Source organism: Marinobacterium marisflavi (genome assembly GCF_982447095.1).
The window spans coordinates 2414313-2432583 of record NZ_OZ457898.1; the positions used below are offsets into that span (position 1 = coordinate 2414313).

The following is an 18271-nucleotide window of genomic DNA, read 5'->3' on the forward strand; positions in this document are numbered from 1 at the left end:
AGTACCCTCGCTTAAAATGGCCAGAATTTGAGGAAGAAGGCGTTACCCCAGGCGAGCTTGGTGGCATCGTTCAACTGCCCTGAGCCGCTGTAGGTGATCTGTGCGTTGGCGATGCGCTTGGACAAAATAGTGTTGTCCGGCTGAATATCATCCGGGCGAATCACCCCGGAGACCTGCACATACTCATCGCCGTGGTTTAGCGTGATGAGCTTCTCACCACGAATCACCAGGTTGCCATTGGGCAAGAGGCTCACCACACTGACGGTAATATCACCGCCAAGCTGGTTGCTCTGGGTAGCCGCACCGGTGCCATCATTACTGATGGTTGAACCCATTGTGGAGTCGCTCGAGAAGAGGCCACCGGCCGAGCCAAAGCGCGCTAACTGCAGCGGTGAGAGGGCGTCATTGGAGGAGCTGCGTTCAACCGAACCGGACGCCTCTTTCACCGCGTTGGTGCGCTCGCGCAGCAAGATGGTGATAAGGTCACCCGCCTGGTAGGCCTTGCGATCACCAAAGAGGCCGCCATTTACCCGACTGGAGTAGATGGAGCCATCCACCACCTTCTCGGTAATCTGCGCCTGCGGCATCACCGGCTCAAAGTTGTTAACCCGTTGCGGCATCGGCTGATTACCACCACAGCCCACTAACAGCCCCAACGCTGCCGCTACTGCCACGCGCTTAACCCCTGCACCCATGCTCATGCTACCCCTCCTTCAACCACTGCCTTAGAGGTTGTTATTGACGAACTTCAGCATCTGGTCAGCCGCCGAGATCGCCTTAGAGTTAACCTCGTAGGCGCGCTGTGTCTCAATCATATTGACCATCTCCTCCACCACGTTGACGTTGGAGGCCTCTAGCGCACCCTGTACTAACTTACCCGCACCAAGCTGGGCCGGTGTGAGTAGCTGGGCAGCGCCGCTAGCAGCGGTCTCGATATACATGTTCTCCCCGGTCGCTTGCAGACCCGCGGGGTTTACAAAGGTTGCCAGCTGCACATTGCCAACAATGGTCGGTTGCGGCTGACCAAAGCGCATCACGCTCACGGTGCCATCCAGGCCAATAGTGATCGACTGGGCATCGGCTGGAATGGCAACGGTCGGCTGTAGTTGAAAACCGTTAGAGGTAACGAGACTGCCATCAGCGCTGAGCTTAAACGAGCCATCGCGGGTGTACCCGATGGTGGCGTCAGGGCGCAGAATCTGGAAGTAGCCGGGACCATCAATAGCGACATCCAGCGCATTTTCGGTCTGCACCATGTTGCCCTGCGTGTGCAGTTTCTCGGTGGCAACTATACGTGTACCGGTACCGAGCATCAGGCCGGTTGGAGCCTGGCTGTTGGCTGCGGTATTGGCGCCTGCCTGACGCACGTTCTGGTAGAGCAGATCCTCAAACACGGCACGGTCACGTTTAAAGCCCATGGTGTTGACGTTCGCTAGGTTGTTCGAGATCACAGACATACGCGTCTGCTGCGCATCAAGTCCGGTCTTTGCAATCCATAATGTAGCGTCCATTGTTCTATCCTCTTTTTATTCAGTGGTCTTAAGCCACTTACCCCTGATCTGTACGTTAACTATCCAAGCGCATCACACTGGCACCGGCGGTGGATAGCTCTTTTGCATTTTTCATCACACTGATCTGCATTTCGTAGGCGCGCGAATCACGTATCATCTGCACCATGGCATCAATCGGTGTCGCTGAACTCCCTTCTAAAGCACCGGTGGTTACACTGATCTGAGCATCAACAGGTAACTGGGTCTGTGCAGCCGACTGATAGAGGCCATCCGAGCGAATCTGCATCACCTCGCCCTCAGCGTTTACCAGCTTCAGTCGGGCGATGGGCTCCATCACATTACCTTCCTCGCCCTGCGCCAAAATATTGACAGTGCCATCAGCCGAGATCTCGATCTTCGACGTTGGCGGCAGCGTGATGGGACCGTTATCCCCCAGCACCACGTGGCCGGCACCGGTCGTCAAGACGCCATTGTCGGTGATCTTCAGATCCCCCCGGCGGGTGTACACTTCAGTTCCATCGGGAGCCTGCACGGCAAGTAAGCCCTGACCGGAAATATAGAGATCCAACGGATTACCCGAGCGCTGCACTGGACCGGGTGTTAAGTCCACCACGTTTTCAGTTTTCAGAATTGGAATGGCACGCGAATTGAGCCCGGTGGGTGCCACTAGGTCGCGGGAAATCACCGCCGAGTTGAAGCTCTTTTTAAAGCCTACCGTACTCACGTTGGCCAACTCGTTAATGGTGTTGGCTTGGCGCTGCTCTGTTACTTTCATACCGTTAAGCACGGTATATATCATCTTGTCCATCGGTCTTTACCCTGTGGTTTGCGGCAATCTTTTGCCGCTTTGGCGACGTTTTTATGACAAAACGTCACGATTACAAAGATTGATACAGATAGCGTGCCATAAACAAAAAAAGCCCTCATATCAATAAGATAGAGGGCAAAAGATCCAAACCTAATATTCAGATGGAGGGGTTATCCGCGAATATTAATAATGGCCTGGGTCAGGGTATTTGAGGTTTCAATTGCCTTAGCGTTGGCCTGGAAGTTACGTTGTGCGGTAATCAGGTCAACTAGCTCCTGAGTCAAATCCACGTTAGAACGCTCGATTGCACCGGCGCGTATTGAACCGAAACCCGAGGATCCCGCTTCACCGATCTTCGCATCACCCGATGAAGCTGAGGCTAGGAAGCTTGAGTCACCCATCTGGCGTAGACCTGATGGCGAGGCAAAGTTAGCGAGGATAATCTTACCCAGCGACTTCTGAGTACCGTTGGAGAACGAGGCGTTCACCAGACCGTCACCACCGATATCCAGACCCATCAGGTCACCTTCAGGCTGACCATCTTGCGACTGGCTCAAAACCGAGAAGGTGCCGGTGTACTGACTGGATCGAGTCAAGTCTATGGTCATGTCGCTGATTGGGATATTGGTATCCTGGCCCGCCACAATGCGTGCAGTGAATGGGATACCCATAAAGGGCGATAGCGCCTCACCGTTGAGTGTAAAGGTCAGCTCACCTGGGTCTAGGAAGACAGGCTTCCACGTCTCTGAGTTGATGGTTGAGTCCACACCTGAAGGGTCAGTCACCTCCTCGTAGTAGCCATCATCACCGAGCTCCACAAAGGTCTGAGTACCGTTGACCGTATGCTGCGACAGGTTAACCCAGGGGTTAGTCACACCGACGGCTCGGGTGGTATTGGCAAAACCGAACAGCTCAGGCACCTCAGCTTTATCACCCGTTGTTTCAGCAATCTTTACGATATCGATAACAGAGGCCGAACCTGTGGTAGGGCTGGTGACGGTAAACTGGTTGGTGGTCTCATCAAACTCCACGGTTACACCACGCAGCTTTTGCCCCGATTCCGTCACTGCTGTGCCAGCATCCTGCAGAACCTTCGTATCGATGGCCGCATCTGGGTAGTTAATCCCCTGCTCTAGCAGACCGGCGATGACACTTGGTTTGAGACTTGAGTTACCGATATCGAGTGTAAAGTTAGACTTCACACCGTTCACCACCACCTCGATATCTAAGTCAGAGGCGATTGTCATGGTTCCGTCCGACTTCAAAATGACCGGATCGGATTTGAGCACCGCCGGGTCCGATACCTTACCGCGCACGGCGTTATCGGTTGCGCCAATAGCGTAGACAGCGTTATCGGTACTCACACCCAGAATCTGCGACGCACCGGTCGAGGTATCAATACCCTGAACATCGTATTTATCTACATCGGAGAATTCGATGCTCGAAGAGTCACCCGTAGAGCCAGAAGAGAAGGAGAACTGCCCCTCTTCATAAACCACTTTCATGCCGTATTTCGGTTCAACTGCGGGGGTTGCATCTGAGGTATTTGCTGGATCAGAGAAGGCGTTGTTGATCGCCACTGTCAGCTTAGAGGCCAGATCATCCCCAGCGATTTCGTGGTCAACGACATCATCATCACCGGTCAGATCAAGGTTTATGGCCTGCGAAACCCCATCGACGGTCAGTGTGAAGTCAAACTTTAGGTTGTCTCCGGTAACTTCGATGTTGTCATCCGCATCAATAATTGTTGACGCACTCGGCACTGATGAGACGGTCGTTGCCGGCACAGAGTTCTGCTTGGTGACGTTCTCGTCATAGCGGAACATACCGACTTTCTGCGATGCCCGAGCAGTCACATAACGCATATCACCGTGACCATTCATCTCCAAGTACTGTCCCGACTCATTGGTCACCTGCTGCAGGCGTGAGTTAAAGGCCTGATCTCCGATAAAGAAGTAGGTCTGCCACTTACTCTCCGGCGTGCCAATATTTGCCGTCTGTGTCTTCACGTAATAGATGGTGGCCAGATACCCCTCACCGGAGTCGTCGTAAACCGTCAGTGCCGTGGATTCGTTATAGGTGGACGGATCAGTTCGGTCGAATTTCGCATCGATCACTGCGGCATCCGCTGGCAGGTTAAGGCCCAGCTTCACCTCGGTTGTTTTTTGCGCCTCGCCCGTTGTTTGTGACGGAATTGTAAGAGCACTCAGGTTACTCAAATCCGCCGTGCCGGATGAGTCGACCGATGCCGCCATCAGTCGCTGTCCAGTCGAGTTCACCACGTTATTCTGCTCGTTGAGCATGAAGGCACCGTTACGGGTGTAGATATCCTGCAGACCGTCGGCGGTTTTTAGTGGGAAGAAACCGTCACCGGTAATCGCCAAATCGAGCGAGTTACCTGATGTCGAAATGTTACCCTGGCTAAACTCCTGGTTAACCCCCTTGAGGAGTACACCCTGACCAATCTGGGCCGACGATTTCTGCAGCGGCGAGGTGGAGAAGATATCACCAAAGTCGGCCCGTGAGCGTTTAAACGCTGTGGTACCGGAGTTGGCAATGTTGTTTGAGGTTACCGCCAACTGAGAGGTGGCCGAGTTAAGTCCTGTAAGTGATGTATAGAATGACATAGCTGTTGTCCCCTAAGTGTATCGTCTCTAATCGCTCTACTCGCCGACGCGATAGACCTCGTTAAATGGAATGTTGCCGACACCAGCGACCTCCAGCAGAAGTTCGCCCGCGGGGCTTGTCGAAATTGCATTTACATTGGCGTAAACCAGTGTGGTGGGGGTATAAGCCTCACCATTTTTCAGTGCCACTGGCTCAACAAAATATTCACCCGGTTCGGCCGGGTAGCCGTCATTGGTGATGCCATCCCAAGAGAACTCATGGATTCCAGGAAACATGAGCCCCACATGCTCGGAGTAGACCACCTCACCCTTGAGGTTCTTCACCACAATCTGTGTGCCATCAGTCGCCTGATCTAGGCTAATTGCTCCTTTGAGTCCCTTGGTCGCATCGAGCTGGGCGAAGGCCCCCTCAACCAAGGCACTCTTATTGATAAGGCCACTGGCCTGCATCAACTGCTGCGAACGGAAGCTGTCTGACATCGACTGCATCGAGGTGTTCATCTCGGTTATGCCACTGACAGTCGAGAACTGCGCCATCTGCGCCAAGAACTCTCCATTCTCCATCGGCTGCAGGGGATCCTGATTCATCAACTGAGTGGTCATCAGCTTCAAAAAGTCACTCTGGCCAAGCGTTGATGAGGTGCGTTCGGCCTCTGCCTCTTGAGCCTTAAGATAGTCGTCGGTCGTGCGCACCGCGCTGCTAATTCCTGTTGCTAACATTGGGGCAACCTCCTAGCCTCTACTGTCCTAGGCGTAGCGTCTGTAACACCAACTTTTTCGCGGTGTTAATCGACTCCACGTTGTTTTGGTACGAGCGTGACGCCACGGTCATCTCCACCATCTCTTCGATTGAGTTGACGTTGGAGATATAGATATTGCCATCGGCATCGGCCATTGGATGGTTGGGCTCAAAACGCCGATCATTGGGTTTATCGCTGTTACCGATACTCTCTACCGACACACCTGCCGCGAAAGTTTCGGTTGTTTGATCCATTACCGTGCGAAAGATCGGCCGCTTCGCTTTGTAAGCTTCTTCGGCACTCGAGGCTGCCACACCCACGTTGGCAAGGTTGGATGAGATGGTGTTCATTCGAACCATTTGGGCATGCATGCCCGAACCCGCTACCCCTAACACATTAAAAAATGACATTTTATTCCCCTCTCAACGCGGTCTTAATGCCTTTGATTCGGCTGTTCAAAAAGGTCAGTGTTGCCTGATAACGCATGGCGTTGTCGGCGAATATGCCCTGCTCTGTATCGATCTCAACCGTGTTTCCATTTAGGGAGGGGTTGGTTGGGATACGGTAGAGCAGGTCCCCGCCCTGTTCGCCATAGGCACTCTGGATATGATCACGGTCACTCATCCTTAACTCACCTACAGAGTTGCCGGATAACAGCGGTTTGAAGTCGATATCACGCGCTTTGTAGTTTGGCGTATCGGCGTTGGCAATATTTGCTGCTAGCACGGTAGAGCGCATAGACCGAAGCGTGAGCGCCTGAGCGTGAATACCAAATGGATCTTGTAATAAAGACATTTTTTGCCTCTTTTCTTATACCCTTGCCAAGCAAAAGCAAACAGCAGGCCAAAAATAATTTAAATAATTAAATCAATATTTTATCGTAAGATTTACTGACTTTTTGGCTCATCTATGTCTACAAACAGGCGTTGTAGTAGGCAGAGGAGGCAACCGTTTGCCGCCCACAACGGCACTCCTCGCTAAAGTTTTATCAGGGGTTGCCGATAAGAGAGTGAGAAACTATATCTAGGAACGATTGATGGCTGATAACGTGCACTTTTTAACTCGCAATAGCGCTACGAGAACTGAGACCAGTCCGCGTAAAAGTAGCGCTGGCGAAACTGTGCCCGCTAAGGATCCAATCGATCTACAACAGCAGCGTGAGCTGCGTGCAAGTTCTGATCAGGTCAGCCTGACCCATACGGCAAAAAGTGCGAGCAGCACAAATCAGTTGGCGGCGCAGTTATCAGGCGTCGATATGGAGAAGGTAGAGATGATAAAGCGGGCTATAGCCGAGGGTCGATACCCGCTAGATCCCGATGCAATCGCTGAGCGGATGCTCAACCTAGCCGATCTGATCGATCCCCCGCCGGGCATCAAACGCTAACCCACTTAAACAAAAAACGCAGACCGGTGAATCGCTCTGCGTTTTACTTTTCTCTACTTAAGATTCAGATTAGCTGTCAGTTTACGTCCATTACAATTTCAATACGCCGCTCGCCCAACGCACTCCCCTGCGCGGGTGGTTTGGTGTCCCCGTAACCCTTAACAGTCAAACGCTCAGGGTCAATCGCATATTGCCCAGACAACGAGTTTGCGATCGAGGAGGCTCGAGCAATCGACAAATCCCAACTCGACGGGAACTGACCATCCAATTGGACTGGTTCAGAAGAGGTGTGCCCCTCGATCGTAACCGGGCCGTCATTCTTAGTGATCACACTGCTCACTTTGCGCAGCATGGCTTCAGCGCGGCTGGTATTCATCTTGGAACCGCCTGATGGAAAGGTAGCACTCTCGGCCAAGCGAACAATTATCTGATCTCCCTGGCGTTCCACCTCAGCAATCCCGCTCTCTATTTCGCGCGCCAGCTCATTGTTCAACTGCTCAATCTTATGTGTAACCGCGTCCATCGGCTCATCTGTTGGCTGCTGGTCGGCCCAATTCGGTGTATCAGCGTACTCAAGAACCTCGATCGGCGCTTGCGCACTCTTCTGGAACTCTGCAACTCGCCGCAGCAACTCAACTTTCTCTTGTGGAATGACACCACCAACCTCTTGCGAGCTCTGCTGTTCATTTGCCTGAGCCGAACCGAAGTTCTGAATCTCTACTAGGACACGCTGATCATCTTGGCGGACCGCCACCTGCCCCCTAGAGATATACTCCGCCAACAAGGACTCAAGCTGCTCACTCGGGCTATTCTCGCTGGACTCACTCTTCTGTTTGCGATTGCGGTCCAGCTCCTTCTCGGGGTCGTCTTCATCGACCTTACTCTGCTCTACAGAACTGACAATAGTGGGGTTGGCGTTTGATGAACTGAACGAGTTATTGATAATCATGGTGCCATCGGGTCGCTCAAAGGTCTGTACCTCTTTCTGCACACCGAAAGCCTCTGAGAGGGCACCGGCAGCCTGTAGATACTGCAGTCGACGGGCTTCTGTAAAGGAGAGAATAAGGACAAAGAAGGCCATCAATAGAGTTGCCATATCAGCAAACGTGGCCATCCAGAGAGGCGCGCCGGGTTTACACTCCTCGCACTCAACCTCTTTTTCGGGTGGGGCATCCTCTGCGACTGCAGTGCCAATCACCTCTTCTGGTGCGTTCTCTTGGACGGTCTCTTCGTTCGTGGCCATAACTCTCTCAATGCCGTTTAAGCGTTGGCAAATTTCGCCCGGGTGGCCGGATCAAGATAGATCACCAATTTGTCGGACAATACACGAGGGTTGCCGCCATCCTGCATAAAGTTCAGGGCGCTTAGAATCAGCTCATTATTTAGCGCTTCATCCACCAGACGCTGCTTCAACTTCTGCTGAATCGGAAATGCAATAATATTGGCCAGAAAGGCACCGTAAAGCGTCGTTAGCAGCGCCACCGCCATCGCCGGACCAATCGACTTTGGATCACTCATGTTAGCAAGCATCTGCACTAGACCCACCAGTGTCCCAATCATACCCATCGCCGGCCCAAAATCCCCAATGGCGGACCAGACATCCGCGCCGCGCTCGTGGCGGATCGTCATAATTTCGGTCTCTTTGGTTAGTTGAGTCTGTACAAAGCTCTTATCCTTACCATCCACCAACATCTCTAGACCGTTCTTGAGGTAGGCGTTCTTCTCTTCTGCCACCTTGCTCTCCAGCGCGATCATGCCATCTTTGCGCACCATTTCGGCGTACTCGACGAACTTTTCAATCAGCGCCTCGGGTTTCTCCAGTGGGTTGCCAAAGCTGCGTCCAGCAACTTTCACCGCACCCACAAAGTCCCCCATCGAGGAGCGCATCATCGTAACCATCAAGGTACCACCAAAGACGATAACCAAGGATGGTACGTTTATGAACATGCCAGCAGAGCCGCCTAATACGACCGCCATCACGATGGTACCAATGGCACCTAACAAACCTATGAGCGTTGCGATATCCATGACTCAACCAATCCTGAAATACTATTAACCTTTCAAACTAAAGGAGAAACTCTGGTTTAAACCTCTAGACTCATATCGGCACTTTAGCGCACTACTTTAGCCCCAAGTCGCCCAACAGTGGCGCTAATCTTCCGCATTAAGATAGTACTCCTCGATATGCTGCTGTGAAATGACACCTTGTGTTACCCCGTGCTTTTGGACCACTAAGCGCTCGCACCCGTTAGTCTGCATCATATCGATCGCTTGAAGTAGCGACGCACGCGCATCAATGGTGCAGAACTGGCATTTTTGACCAGGTTCATCGGATCGCTCATGCAGCTCTTCACGATGGAGAATAGAGTGCTGTTCGGTGTGACTGACAAGGTGCCAATTGGCATCCGCTAGGAGATTTAGGCTATCCAACGCACGATGGTCATGGACCGAGGGGTCCATCAGATCTCGTACATTCATGCTCATCATTAAACGGCGATAGATATGGGTATCACGAGACAGCCCCTGCACCTGCAACAGACGCTCAAATATAGAGGGCAACCGGAATACCGAGCGCATTAACAGATCAGAGAGCACAATCACAGCCATCGCCAGCGTCAGTGTCTGTACGCTGCCACTGAGCTCAAATACCGCCAAAAGCGCTGCCAGCGGTGCATGAATCACGGCCGATAGCAGTGCCGCCATACCGATCAGAGAGAGTGTTGTTGCATCCACAGCTTGCGCCCACTCCCCCATCGAAACACTTAACAAAGCACCGATTAGAGCCCCTAGGGTGAGCGAAGGACCGATCAACCCCCCGGGTACACCCACTCCCAACACGATCGCCGGCACGAGCAGATAGAACAGGGTATATTTCCATAATTCCGCCACGCTGTAATTCACCTCCAATGCATTCTGCATCACGTGATGCACTGGCGTTACAAAAGCCGGTTCAAAGGCCAACAGTAAGCCGACCAAAACCCCTGCAAAGAGACAATTCGCGAGTAAATTTTTGGAGCGATGCCGAGCCAGCGTAATAATCAGTTGCTGAAACAGATAACCAGCCAGTGCCACGCATAGGGTAAGTACCGCCAATACCGGAAACTGAGACAGGGTATCGCTGCTCTGAATAGCGTGCCCCAACACCTCAGGCGAGCCAAAGATATAGCGGGTCAGTGCATCGGCACTCACCGCCGCCACAATAATAGAGGTAAACCCAGCAAGACTGTACTCCAGCAGAATCACCTCCATCGCAAACAGTACCCCGGCCAACGGCGTATTAAACAGCGCAGCGATAGCCGCCGCCGCGCCACATCCAAAAAGCAGGCGTTGATGATTGAACGAGATACCACATTTTACCCCGAAGAAACTGCTTATCGCAGCACCGATGTGTACGCCCGGCCCTTCGCGCCCAACCGGCTGGCCGGTGCCAATAGCTATGGCGGCACCCACCAACTGATTCACCAAATTACGGAAAGGGAGCTCGCCATGATGGTAGGAGAGATGTTCATAAAGGTGTGGCACACCGACCCGCCGAGAGGCTGGGGGTTGCGCACGCCAGTAGAGCCAGAACAGAATCGCGCCAACAACAGGAATTGAAAAGCGCGCCCAGAAAGAGCTGTGATCTAACCCCATCGAGGTATAGAGCGCTGCCGGCAGCTCAATCAACCAGCGGAAGAGACTTATGGCTATGGCGCTTACCAGACCGGATCCTAGTCCAAGAAGAACCAGCATCGGCAACTTCGAAAACTGGTTATGCGCTCCTACATTTTTTCCGGATCTATTTGCGCTCATTGCTCCGCCCTTTTTATTTTTGCTGATGACACAGCCATCAAGCCTAATCGGCCAACTTGTATTCTTGCGACTATTTGCCTCTTTGGACCTTTGTGCTAACTTGAACCCAGAACGGAATTGATAGGCACAGACTCTATGTTCAAGCGCCCACCAACCTACAGACGCAAAGATTGCAGCTTCTGCAAAACCATTCGCGTGGTCATTGCGCTTTCGGTTCTAGTCCTGATGCTCGCGTCATTCTCCTTCGATTACGGCGTTCTTAAAGGAATCCAGTTTACCGACTTTTTTGCAGCCCTTATTGGCATCGCCTTTGTGTCGGTTATCTCCTACAAAGTATGGGATGAATACTACCGCAAATAAGCACGCTTCAAAGGGCGCCACCGCAGTGCGGGCAACACTTCTGCGCAGCCGAGGTCTGCGCGAGTTGCTTGGAAGACTCTATCCGTAAGGCTGTGGTTTCATTGATCTCTAGACTTTCTCGGGTCTCGCGCAGCAGCTCCTCCTCCTGAGCATCAACAACGCCATCTTCATAGACCGTATCTAACACTTCCTCATACATTTTCTCCCGAAGACGGAGCTGCTCGGAGAACGCAGACGCGAGTATGCCGGCGGGCAGCGCTACCATACCCACGCCGACTACAGTAATCGCCGCACCGAACACCTTCCCCATCGTAGTGATCGGTGTAACATCGCCGTACCCCACCGTCGTTAGGGTCGCAAAAGCCCACCACATTGCATGAGGGATACTGCCGAACGCCTCGGGCTGTGCCTCCTTCTCGAACACATACATACCGCTAGCTGCAAGCAACATGACGATGAGAAGAATAAAAATCGCGGCAACAAAGGAGCGAATATGCCCACTTATAGCATTGAGCATCAGCGCCATACTCTGAGAGTAGCGCGTCAGTTTAAAGATACGCAGCAGCCTGAAGGCTCGCAGAATCCGCAGGTCGGTATCAGATGAACCTAATAGGCCAATATAGAAGGGCAAGATCGCAATCAAATCGACGAGAGCAGCCGGTGATCGCAGATATTTCAATCGCGCGCGCCAGGTCGATACCCCCTCATGCTGATACGCTGGATTCTCCACACTGACCCAGATACGTGCTGCATACTCGAACGTAAAGATGACAACGGAGAAAGTATCAAAAACGCTAAACCAGTCGCCGTAAACGCGATTAATCGCGGGTACCGATTCAAGCAGAATCGCCAAAACGTTTGACAGAATCAGCAGAATTAGCACCAAATCAAACAAGCGACTAGCGACATCACCGGGTCGTGCCACCTCTAAGATCTGAAATAGGCGGCTGCGCAACGGGTTAGACACTGCCGAAGTAGGTAGCTCCGTTTGGCTCGTCATAATCTGCGTACCTTCGTTGAGTTCAGTTGCTTTCACAAAAGGTAGTCGTTACCGTACTAAACACCATTTAACCGCATTTCGCTAGTTTTAGAATCTTTCAAACGCGGGGCAATACATTCTATGAAGCACCTCACCTCACTCCTGTTATTGGTCATCTCCAAGGCCTTTTTAGTCAGTGCAGCGCCTGCTTTGGCAGATGAACAGGATCACGAACAGGTCTATCAGGCGGTGCATAAGCTGACCGGACCAAGTGTTGAGATTCAAAAAGTCGACTCGCGTCTGCGTTTAAAAGCCTGTCAGGGTACGATTACCGCTCGATACCCCTTTGCACGCTACAGCACCGTTGAGGTGCGATGTATGGATAAGAATGGGTGGAAGATCTACCTCAGTGTCAGTGGTGTTGTGCAACAACAGCTGGACGACGACCCGGTTGAACGTCCGAACGCAGAGCCACACAGGAGTTTGGAACCCCAGTTTCGTCAAACTGAAGCCGTTGTTGCTCGGACTCTTCTACCACGTGGCGTCCCGATAAAAGCCTCAGATTTAGTAATTCAGGCATTTCCAATCCACCGCATCAGGGCTTCGAACTTCAGCTCCCCAGAGGAGATCATCGGATTCGAACCGATCCAGACGATCACAGCAGGCACTCTTCTCTCGCTAAATATGCTGGCTCCACCCTACCTCGTGAAGAAGGGGGATGCAGTCACACTGGTCTACCAGAGAGGCGGAATACAGGTTAGTAATGAGGCGTTAGCGCTCGAAAGTGGAGTACTCAATAAGAAGATTGACGTTCAAATCCCCGAGACCGGAAAAGTGGTCTCCGCCATCGTTACCGAGGCTGGTGTGGTGACTGTTCAATAAATTTTGAAAACCCGCTAAAGTAATTTAAAACGCAGTCGATAAGATTACCGAGGGCTTCCGTGTCCAACGAGACGCACTGAATGTCAGGGTAAAATGAGCCCCGTAAAAATGGGTATACAGTCATGATTGATTCAACATCAAATGTCACGAGAGCAGGTGTTCTTAGCACCAATAAAGTCAACCGCACACAAGAACCAAACGCTAAAGATAACGCGTCTAGCAGTGCAGCGATTACAGCAACAGATTCAGTCGATATTACGGCTCAGTCTGAGGAGATGCTTGCTGCCAGCGAAATTAGCAAAGGGGTTGATGGGGTCAATTTGGATAAAATCGAGCATATTAAGGCCGCGCTTTCAGAGGGCAGCTACCCACTCGACAGCGAGCGCACAGCTAAAAATATGATTGAACTCGAGGGACTATTGTCCGATATTGGTAAGCAATAGATCAGCGGACTTGAGCGCCATTGAACAATTTTACTGAGCAACTTATCCAGGCTAACGCCAGTATCGACTCACTCCACAGCGTGTTAGAGAGCGAGTTTACTGCGCTAAGCGAACAGGCTCTCGACCAATTTCAACAGCTTCAAGAACAGAAGCTCGGACTACTTCAACAGATCAAGGCGTTTGATGGCCAAAAGCGGCAGTTCCTCAGTAGTTGTGGCTCGACCAATCCTGATAACGCCAATCTAGAAGCCTATCTTAGCCCCGACCAACAGCAGCTTTGGTCACACTTTTTGCAACAACTCAAAGCCTGCGATGAACTGCACCGCAAGGTTGATCTCTACCTCAACCAGAAATTAAAAACTGCCAACGAAGTGCTGGAAATCCTGCAAGTCAGCGCGAGCCACAGCGCCACCAAACTCTACGATGAATTTGGTACCAGTAAGCTCAGCACTATTGGCAACAAAATATCGGAAGCCTGATGGACAATCTCTTCTTTATCACCGTCGCTGTTCTGATTCTTGCCATTCTATTCTCTATGATACTGGCCTACCGCCTCTATCAAGATAACCAGCGCCGTGAAGCCAACCTCAAGAACGAGGTTCTCAGCCTACTCGCAGAGAAAGCAGGAGCCGACCGTGAAGAGTTGCAAGAGATTCGTGAACTGGTGAATGCTTTGAGACGCGAGCTGAAAACTCAAGGAACCGCACCTAACCTTGCACCGGTGATGAGCGCGCTAATGCATAAGCTAGAGATGGCAGAGAAGGCCGCATCAAGCACACCAAATCTCTCTCCCAGCGGCAACCGGGACGACCATTCAGTCTTTAACCATGCGATACGCCTTGCCAAAGAGAACCACAATGCGGAGAAACTGGTGGAGATCTGCGGTATCGAGCTGGCTGAAGCCGAGCTAATTGTGCGGATGCACGGCAACACCTAATTCCAATTTCTAATTGTCGCTCGAACGCTTCTCGTCTCCTGGCTTCATACCCCTTATCCAGTAGCTATAGGCTAGCACCTCGGCGACGACCCGATAGAGAGATTCCGGAATCGCTTGCTCCACCTCGAGGAGACTCAAAAGCCCAGTAAGGTCGGCATCGGTATGTATAGGAATCCCAAACTCTTTAGCAGCGGCGATGATCGCCTCGGCCAACTCCCCTCTCCCAGAAGCTGTGACGACCGGGGCATCGTTTTTGCCGTATTCGAGAGCGATTGCCAGTTGTTCTCTCTCCATCACTACACCTTCAAATCAAATATACTGGGGTCCAGCTTTCCAGTGCTGTAGGGATCTGGACGATCCGCTTTAGACAATACCGCCGAAATTCGCTCAGCCGTCAATCCGGCATCCGCTACTGCATCAACTAACCGCTGCTGATTATTGTTAATGGCGTCTACGACCCACTTTTGGTCTGATTTAAACAGAAGCGTGACACGGTGCATGTACAAAAGGATATCAACCACATATTGCCCAAGCTCAGCACTATTGTGACGCAGATGAACCCGGTACTGATCACGCTCCATCTCTGCAGCTGTTTGTTGAATTTGCGCCTCTATGAAGCCCTGGCCAAGAAAAGGCATTAAAAAATTGTAGAACAGATTTCCATTGAGCTGGGCATCAAGCGCCTTGATTTGTGACGAGACGAGCCCCTCTAACGCTCCGTGCAACAGTTGAGAATCGACGCCCTCCTGCCCCATCAGTGAAATGAGTAGCGACTTGAGATCCTGCACTTGGACTCCGGACTGCTGGCGTTGGTGGCCATCCCCAAATAGCCCGGAGCGCGCCAACCACTTTTTTAACTGTGCAGCATCAGTGCCATCCAAGCGACCGATTAGCCGTTGCAACAGCTCACGAGGCTGCTCAACTTGAGCAGACGAGGATTTCAAACCACTAGCAGTAAGCAGTTGCTGCAGAAAAGCCTGTGTTGGCCCGAGTGATTCCTGGCGAAAAAGTAGGCTACGCATAGCCGGGCCAAGGCTTGCAATTAGCGAAGCTGGTAACTCGTCATCACTCAGGAGCTTTAAACGAGGAGGGGTGGTAGTGGGGTCTAATACTTTCAATAAAAGGCGCTCGCCGACCACTGCACCCATCGGTGGGGCAGCCGCCCGCAGCATATGGTTGGCGCTCTGTAGCCAGAGTTCGGAAGCCGAAGCACGTACCACCGTCACCTCTAAAATTTGACCCAGGAACAGCCGCCCGCCGGAGCCGCTACCAGCCGCAGCAGCCCCATTGGGGTCGACCGGCTTGCTAGTCAAACTATCTGAAACAACACCCGAGTAGCGGGTATCTATCGGTGGTAGTGCCATTAAGTGCCCCAATTGCCATCTCATCCAGACTGGGATACAGTGATTCTAGTAACAAAACGAGATACCTGTCATGGAAGTATCTAACTCAAGCCGCCCTTTTCCGCCGCTGCCTGACAAACCCGCGCCACTAAGAGAAGCCCAAGAGTCTCTCAATGAAACCGCTGCTCAAGACAGTTTCAAAGCGGTTGAAGAGAGTGCCGAATCAGCTGCAGCTAAGGCTTACGCTGACAATGACACGAGTCTGATTGAGGCAGAAGCTCAGCGATTTGCTGATAGCCAAGCGACTGATCGATTCCTACAAGATCGGATTCAACCGCAGGACACACCAGCGAAAGTTCAAGCCAACGATCTCATGGAGCGTTACCAAGCAAGTGAAGAGGGCAGCCGTGACCGCGCTAGCCACCGACTTGACGAAGTGGTCTAACGCCCAGTACAACGCCCGCCTAAACAACTAGGCAGCAGGTCGCATAAGGATCTCAACCCGTCGATTTTTACGCCGGCCCTCCTCGGTCGCGTTATCAGCGATCGGTCGAGTATCTGCATGCGCCTCTACTTCTAACCGCTCAGCAGGCACTCCCAATAGCTCGGTCATCGCATGAGCTACAGCGGCGGCTCTAGAGGACGACAGATCCCAATTGGTCGCAAACAGTCCAGACCCAGTAATTGGAACGTTATCTGTGTGGCCAGCAATCACCACGGTGCCAGAGCTGCTAAGGATAACATCGCGCACCTCTTTCAAGGCGTTCACCGCAGCTTTACTGATCACCGCAGAGCCTGAGTCGAAAATATCCTCTTCAGAAATCACCAAAGCGACAAGATCATCGCGCCGCTCAATGCTCACTTTACCTGACACTAACTGGCTCTTCAGCGTCTCTAACATCTGGGCCACCTGCTGCGTCTGCTGCGCATCAAGCTTCACCGGTGCCTTGGGCGCAGACGTGGCCAATTCAGTTTCAGCCGCCTGCTCACCCTCTAGCTCTACTCGTACCTCGGTCTGCGCCTTCACGGTCTGCTGCGCCCGAGAAACTTTTGCCATCAGGCCTAGCCGCTCTGGTGTGTAAAGACCCGCACGTTTAACCTGGTCAGACTCAATCTGATCAGCACCGGTCATTCCGTCGCCTTTCAGTTGAATGACGAGTTTTTCACCCTCAACCTTCACATCGACCTGCCCCTTCACAATCTCCTGCTGTAACTCCTGTTCAAGCTTGCGCTTCTCAAGCTTGATATCAAAGTCCGAGCTCTCTGGGCTATCCATTCGCATCGGGACATCCTTATCAGGGTCCTCGACCTCTTGATTCATCTGATTGATCGGAGTCGGTTGGGAGATAGAGGGGCTAAAGTCGGACTGAATAACGGTGGTACCCATCGGAACAATCTGTACTTTGGGCATACCAAAGGCGTTCTCTAGCGAACCCACTACCGCCTTATATTTGTCGACTTTGGTCTCTGAGAATGAAAGGATTAGAACGAAGAACGCCATGAGCAGCGTCGCCATATCTGCAAACGTAGCCATCCAAAGCGGTGCGCCCGGTTTACACTCGGGGCACTTTTTCTTTTTTTGAGGATTATTGTCTTCGTCAGCCATCGCTACTGCCTATCGATTTACGCGTTGGCAAATTTCGCCCGCGTGGCCGGATCCAGATAGATCGCCAACTTGTCGGACAATACACGAGGGTTGCCGCCATCCTGCATAAAGTTCAGGGCGGTTAGAATCAGCTCATTATTCAGCGCCTCATCCACCAGACGCTGCTTCAACTTCTGCTGAATCGGAAATGCAATAATATTGGCCAGAAAGGCACCGTAAAGCGTCGTTAACAGCGCCACCGCCATCGCCGGACCAATCGACTTTGGATCACTCATGTTAGCAAGCATCTGCACTAGACCCACCAGTGTCCCAATCATACCCATCGCCGGCCCAAAATCCCCGATGGCGGACCAGACATCCGCCCCGCGCTCGTGGCGGATCGTCATAATTTCGGTCTCTTTGGTTAGTTGAGTCTGTACAAAGCTCTTATCCTTACCATCCACCAACATCTCTAGACCGTTCTTGAGGTAGGCGTTCTTCTCTTCTGCCACCTTGCTCTCCAGCGCGATCATGCCATCTTTGCGCACCATTTCGGCGTACTCGACGAACTTTTCAATCAGCGCCTCGGGTTTCTCCAGTGGGTTGCCAAAGCTGCGTCCAGCAACTTTCACCGCACCCACAAAGTCCCCCATCGAGGAGCGCATCATCGTAACCATCAAGGTACCACCAAAGACGATAACCAAGGATGGTACGTTTATGAACATACCAGCAGAGCCGCCTAATACGACCGCCATCACGATGGTACCAATAGCACCTAACAAACCTATGAGCGTTGCGATATCCATCTAAAGCACAATCCAACTAAATTAAAAAAGTATCCTAGCGTTACGGCTAGCATGAGATATATCGACTCGCTTCG

At 52.1% G+C, this 18271-nt stretch carries 22 protein-coding genes; 7 read left to right on the plus strand and 15 right to left on the minus strand.

Going from position 1 to position 18271, the window contains the following annotated elements; genetic code table 11:
• Positions 1–11: 11 nt before the first annotated feature.
• The 7 genes from AC1WNR_RS11860 to flgB form a co-directional block, all read right to left on the minus strand.
• Entirely contained in the window at positions 12–701 is a 690-nt protein-coding gene (locus tag AC1WNR_RS11860; RefSeq protein WP_481644703.1) for a flagellar basal body L-ring protein FlgH, read from the minus strand.
• A 24-nt stretch (positions 702–725) separates the two neighbouring features.
• Positions 726–1511, minus strand: a complete 786-nt coding sequence (gene flgG, locus AC1WNR_RS11865; RefSeq protein WP_481644704.1) for a flagellar basal-body rod protein FlgG — start codon at positions 1509–1511, stop codon at positions 726–728.
• A 55-nt stretch (positions 1512–1566) separates the two neighbouring features.
• Positions 1567–2319 (minus strand): flagellar basal body rod protein FlgF, encoded by a 753-nt coding sequence (locus AC1WNR_RS11870; RefSeq protein WP_481644705.1) that lies wholly within the window; start codon positions 2317–2319, stop codon positions 1567–1569.
• 170 nt (positions 2320–2489) lie between these two features.
• On the minus strand, positions 2490–4946 hold the full coding sequence (locus tag AC1WNR_RS11875) for a flagellar hook-basal body complex protein (RefSeq protein WP_481644706.1): 2457 nt from the start codon (positions 4944–4946) through the stop codon (positions 2490–2492).
• Positions 4947–4982: 36 nt separating this feature from the next.
• Entirely contained in the window at positions 4983–5666 is a 684-nt protein-coding gene (locus AC1WNR_RS11880) for a flagellar hook assembly protein FlgD (RefSeq protein WP_481644707.1), read from the minus strand.
• Between the two features lie 19 nt (positions 5667–5685).
• Complete coding sequence (gene flgC / locus AC1WNR_RS11885; protein ID WP_481644708.1) at positions 5686–6096, minus strand: flagellar basal body rod protein FlgC; 411 nt, start codon at positions 6094–6096, stop codon at positions 5686–5688.
• A gap of 1 nt (position 6097) precedes the next feature.
• The gene (gene flgB / locus AC1WNR_RS11890; protein ID WP_481644709.1) at positions 6098–6481 is read right to left on the minus strand and encodes a flagellar basal body rod protein FlgB; all 384 of its coding nucleotides are present in this window, start codon (positions 6479–6481) and stop codon (positions 6098–6100) included.
• A gap of 241 nt (positions 6482–6722) precedes the next feature.
• On the opposite strand from flgB, the gene flgM (AC1WNR_RS11895) reads away from it, so the two are divergent.
• The gene (flgM, locus tag AC1WNR_RS11895; RefSeq protein WP_481644710.1) at positions 6723–7070 is read left to right on the plus strand and encodes a flagellar biosynthesis anti-sigma factor FlgM; all 348 of its coding nucleotides are present in this window, start codon (positions 6723–6725) and stop codon (positions 7068–7070) included.
• Between the two features lie 76 nt (positions 7071–7146).
• On the opposite strand, the gene AC1WNR_RS11900 is transcribed toward flgM (AC1WNR_RS11895), so the two are convergent.
• The 3 genes from AC1WNR_RS11900 to AC1WNR_RS11910 form a co-directional block, all read right to left on the minus strand.
• Entirely contained in the window at positions 7147–8313 is a 1167-nt protein-coding gene (locus AC1WNR_RS11900; protein WP_481644711.1) for a flagellar motor protein MotB, read from the minus strand.
• Between the two features lie 17 nt (positions 8314–8330).
• Entirely contained in the window at positions 8331–9098 is a 768-nt protein-coding gene (locus tag AC1WNR_RS11905) for a MotA/TolQ/ExbB proton channel family protein (protein ID WP_481644712.1), read from the minus strand.
• Positions 9099–9221: 123 nt separating this feature from the next.
• Positions 9222–10802: a chloride channel protein gene (locus tag AC1WNR_RS11910; RefSeq protein WP_481644713.1), complete on the minus strand. Its 1581-nt coding sequence runs from the start codon at positions 10800–10802 to the stop codon at positions 9222–9224.
• Between the two features lie 195 nt (positions 10803–10997).
• Between AC1WNR_RS11910 and AC1WNR_RS11915 the strand changes: the two genes are divergently transcribed.
• Positions 10998–11222, plus strand: coding sequence for a hypothetical protein (locus AC1WNR_RS11915; RefSeq protein ID WP_481644714.1), 225 nt, complete (start codon positions 10998–11000; stop codon positions 11220–11222).
• Between the two features lie 7 nt (positions 11223–11229).
• Here AC1WNR_RS11915 and AC1WNR_RS11920 read toward each other — a convergent pair whose 3' ends face one another.
• Entirely contained in the window at positions 11230–12258 is a 1029-nt protein-coding gene (locus tag AC1WNR_RS11920; RefSeq protein ID WP_481644715.1) for an ion transporter, read from the minus strand.
• 84 nt (positions 12259–12342) lie between these two features.
• On the opposite strand from AC1WNR_RS11920, the gene flgA reads away from it, so the two are divergent.
• From flgA to AC1WNR_RS11940, 4 genes are all read left to right on the plus strand, one after another.
• A complete protein-coding gene (gene flgA / locus AC1WNR_RS11925; RefSeq protein ID WP_481644716.1) occupies positions 12343–13083 on the plus strand; it encodes a flagellar basal body P-ring formation chaperone FlgA in 741 nt (246 codons plus the stop codon).
• Between the two features lie 122 nt (positions 13084–13205).
• Entirely contained in the window at positions 13206–13526 is a 321-nt protein-coding gene (gene flgM / locus AC1WNR_RS11930) for a flagellar biosynthesis anti-sigma factor FlgM (protein ID WP_481644717.1), read from the plus strand.
• Between the two features lie 20 nt (positions 13527–13546).
• Positions 13547–14005, plus strand: coding sequence for a flagellar export chaperone FlgN (gene flgN, locus AC1WNR_RS11935; RefSeq protein WP_481644718.1), 459 nt, complete (start codon positions 13547–13549; stop codon positions 14003–14005).
• Positions 14005–14463 (plus strand): DUF2802 domain-containing protein, encoded by a 459-nt coding sequence (locus AC1WNR_RS11940; protein ID WP_481644719.1) that lies wholly within the window; start codon positions 14005–14007, stop codon positions 14461–14463. The genes flgN and AC1WNR_RS11940 overlap by 1 nt, the downstream gene beginning before the upstream one ends.
• Positions 14464–14472: 9 nt before the next feature.
• Here the strand turns inward: AC1WNR_RS11940 and AC1WNR_RS11945 are convergent, their stop codons facing one another.
• On the minus strand, positions 14473–14757 hold the full coding sequence (locus AC1WNR_RS11945) for an EscU/YscU/HrcU family type III secretion system export apparatus switch protein (protein WP_481644720.1): 285 nt from the start codon (positions 14755–14757) through the stop codon (positions 14473–14475).
• Positions 14758–14759: 2 nt separating this feature from the next.
• Entirely contained in the window at positions 14760–15827 is a 1068-nt protein-coding gene (locus AC1WNR_RS11950) for a hypothetical protein (protein ID WP_481644721.1), read from the minus strand.
• A gap of 70 nt (positions 15828–15897) precedes the next feature.
• On the opposite strand from AC1WNR_RS11950, the gene AC1WNR_RS11955 reads away from it, so the two are divergent.
• Positions 15898–16251, plus strand: coding sequence for a hypothetical protein (locus AC1WNR_RS11955; protein ID WP_481644722.1), 354 nt, complete (start codon positions 15898–15900; stop codon positions 16249–16251).
• A 27-nt stretch (positions 16252–16278) separates the two neighbouring features.
• On the opposite strand, the gene AC1WNR_RS11960 is transcribed toward AC1WNR_RS11955, so the two are convergent.
• The gene (locus AC1WNR_RS11960) at positions 16279–17412 is read right to left on the minus strand and encodes an OmpA family protein (RefSeq protein WP_481644723.1); all 1134 of its coding nucleotides are present in this window, start codon (positions 17410–17412) and stop codon (positions 16279–16281) included.
• Between the two features lie 17 nt (positions 17413–17429).
• Complete coding sequence (locus tag AC1WNR_RS11965) at positions 17430–18197, minus strand: MotA/TolQ/ExbB proton channel family protein (protein WP_481644724.1); 768 nt, start codon at positions 18195–18197, stop codon at positions 17430–17432.
• Positions 18198–18271 lie beyond the last annotated feature (74 nt).

Excerpts from the sequence above, each read along its gene's own strand:
- AC1WNR_RS11955 (WP_481644722.1), top strand. The coding sequence starts at position 15,898 with ATGGAAGTATCTAACTCAAGCCGCCCTTTTCCGCCGCTGCCTGACAAA.
- flgA (WP_481644716.1), top strand. The coding sequence starts at position 12,343 with ATGAAGCACCTCACCTCACTCCTGTTATTGGTCATCTCCAAGGCCTTT.
- AC1WNR_RS11900 (WP_481644711.1), bottom strand. The coding sequence starts at position 8,313 with ATGGCCACGAACGAAGAGACCGTCCAAGAGAACGCACCAGAAGAGGTG.
- AC1WNR_RS11905 (WP_481644712.1), bottom strand. The coding sequence starts at position 9,098 with ATGGATATCGCAACGCTCATAGGTTTGTTAGGTGCCATTGGTACCATC.
- AC1WNR_RS11910 (WP_481644713.1), bottom strand. The coding sequence starts at position 10,802 with ATGCTGGTTCTTCTTGGACTAGGATCCGGTCTGGTAAGCGCCATAGCC.
- AC1WNR_RS11945 (WP_481644720.1), bottom strand. The coding sequence starts at position 14,757 with ATGGAGAGAGAACAACTGGCAATCGCTCTCGAATACGGCAAAAACGAT.
- flgB (WP_481644709.1), bottom strand. The coding sequence starts at position 6,481 with ATGTCTTTATTACAAGATCCATTTGGTATTCACGCTCAGGCGCTCACG.
- AC1WNR_RS11960 (WP_481644723.1), bottom strand. The coding sequence starts at position 17,412 with ATGGCTGACGAAGACAATAATCCTCAAAAAAAGAAAAAGTGCCCCGAG.
- AC1WNR_RS11950 (WP_481644721.1), bottom strand. The coding sequence starts at position 15,827 with ATGGCACTACCACCGATAGATACCCGCTACTCGGGTGTTGTTTCAGAT.
- flgG (WP_481644704.1), bottom strand. The coding sequence starts at position 1,511 with ATGGACGCTACATTATGGATTGCAAAGACCGGACTTGATGCGCAGCAG.
- AC1WNR_RS11940 (WP_481644719.1), top strand. The coding sequence starts at position 14,005 with ATGGACAATCTCTTCTTTATCACCGTCGCTGTTCTGATTCTTGCCATT.
- AC1WNR_RS11915 (WP_481644714.1), top strand. The coding sequence starts at position 10,998 with ATGTTCAAGCGCCCACCAACCTACAGACGCAAAGATTGCAGCTTCTGC.
- AC1WNR_RS11875 (WP_481644706.1), bottom strand. The coding sequence starts at position 4,946 with ATGTCATTCTATACATCACTTACAGGACTTAACTCGGCCACCTCTCAG.
- AC1WNR_RS11965 (WP_481644724.1), bottom strand. The coding sequence starts at position 18,197 with ATGGATATCGCAACGCTCATAGGTTTGTTAGGTGCTATTGGTACCATC.
- AC1WNR_RS11860 (WP_481644703.1), bottom strand. The coding sequence starts at position 701 with ATGAGCATGGGTGCAGGGGTTAAGCGCGTGGCAGTAGCGGCAGCGTTG.
- flgM (WP_481644717.1), top strand. The coding sequence starts at position 13,206 with ATGATTGATTCAACATCAAATGTCACGAGAGCAGGTGTTCTTAGCACC.
- AC1WNR_RS11880 (WP_481644707.1), bottom strand. The coding sequence starts at position 5,666 with ATGTTAGCAACAGGAATTAGCAGCGCGGTGCGCACGACCGACGACTAT.
- flgC (WP_481644708.1), bottom strand. The coding sequence starts at position 6,096 with ATGTCATTTTTTAATGTGTTAGGGGTAGCGGGTTCGGGCATGCATGCC.
- flgM (WP_481644710.1), top strand. The coding sequence starts at position 6,723 with ATGGCTGATAACGTGCACTTTTTAACTCGCAATAGCGCTACGAGAACT.
- AC1WNR_RS11870 (WP_481644705.1), bottom strand. The coding sequence starts at position 2,319 with ATGGACAAGATGATATATACCGTGCTTAACGGTATGAAAGTAACAGAG.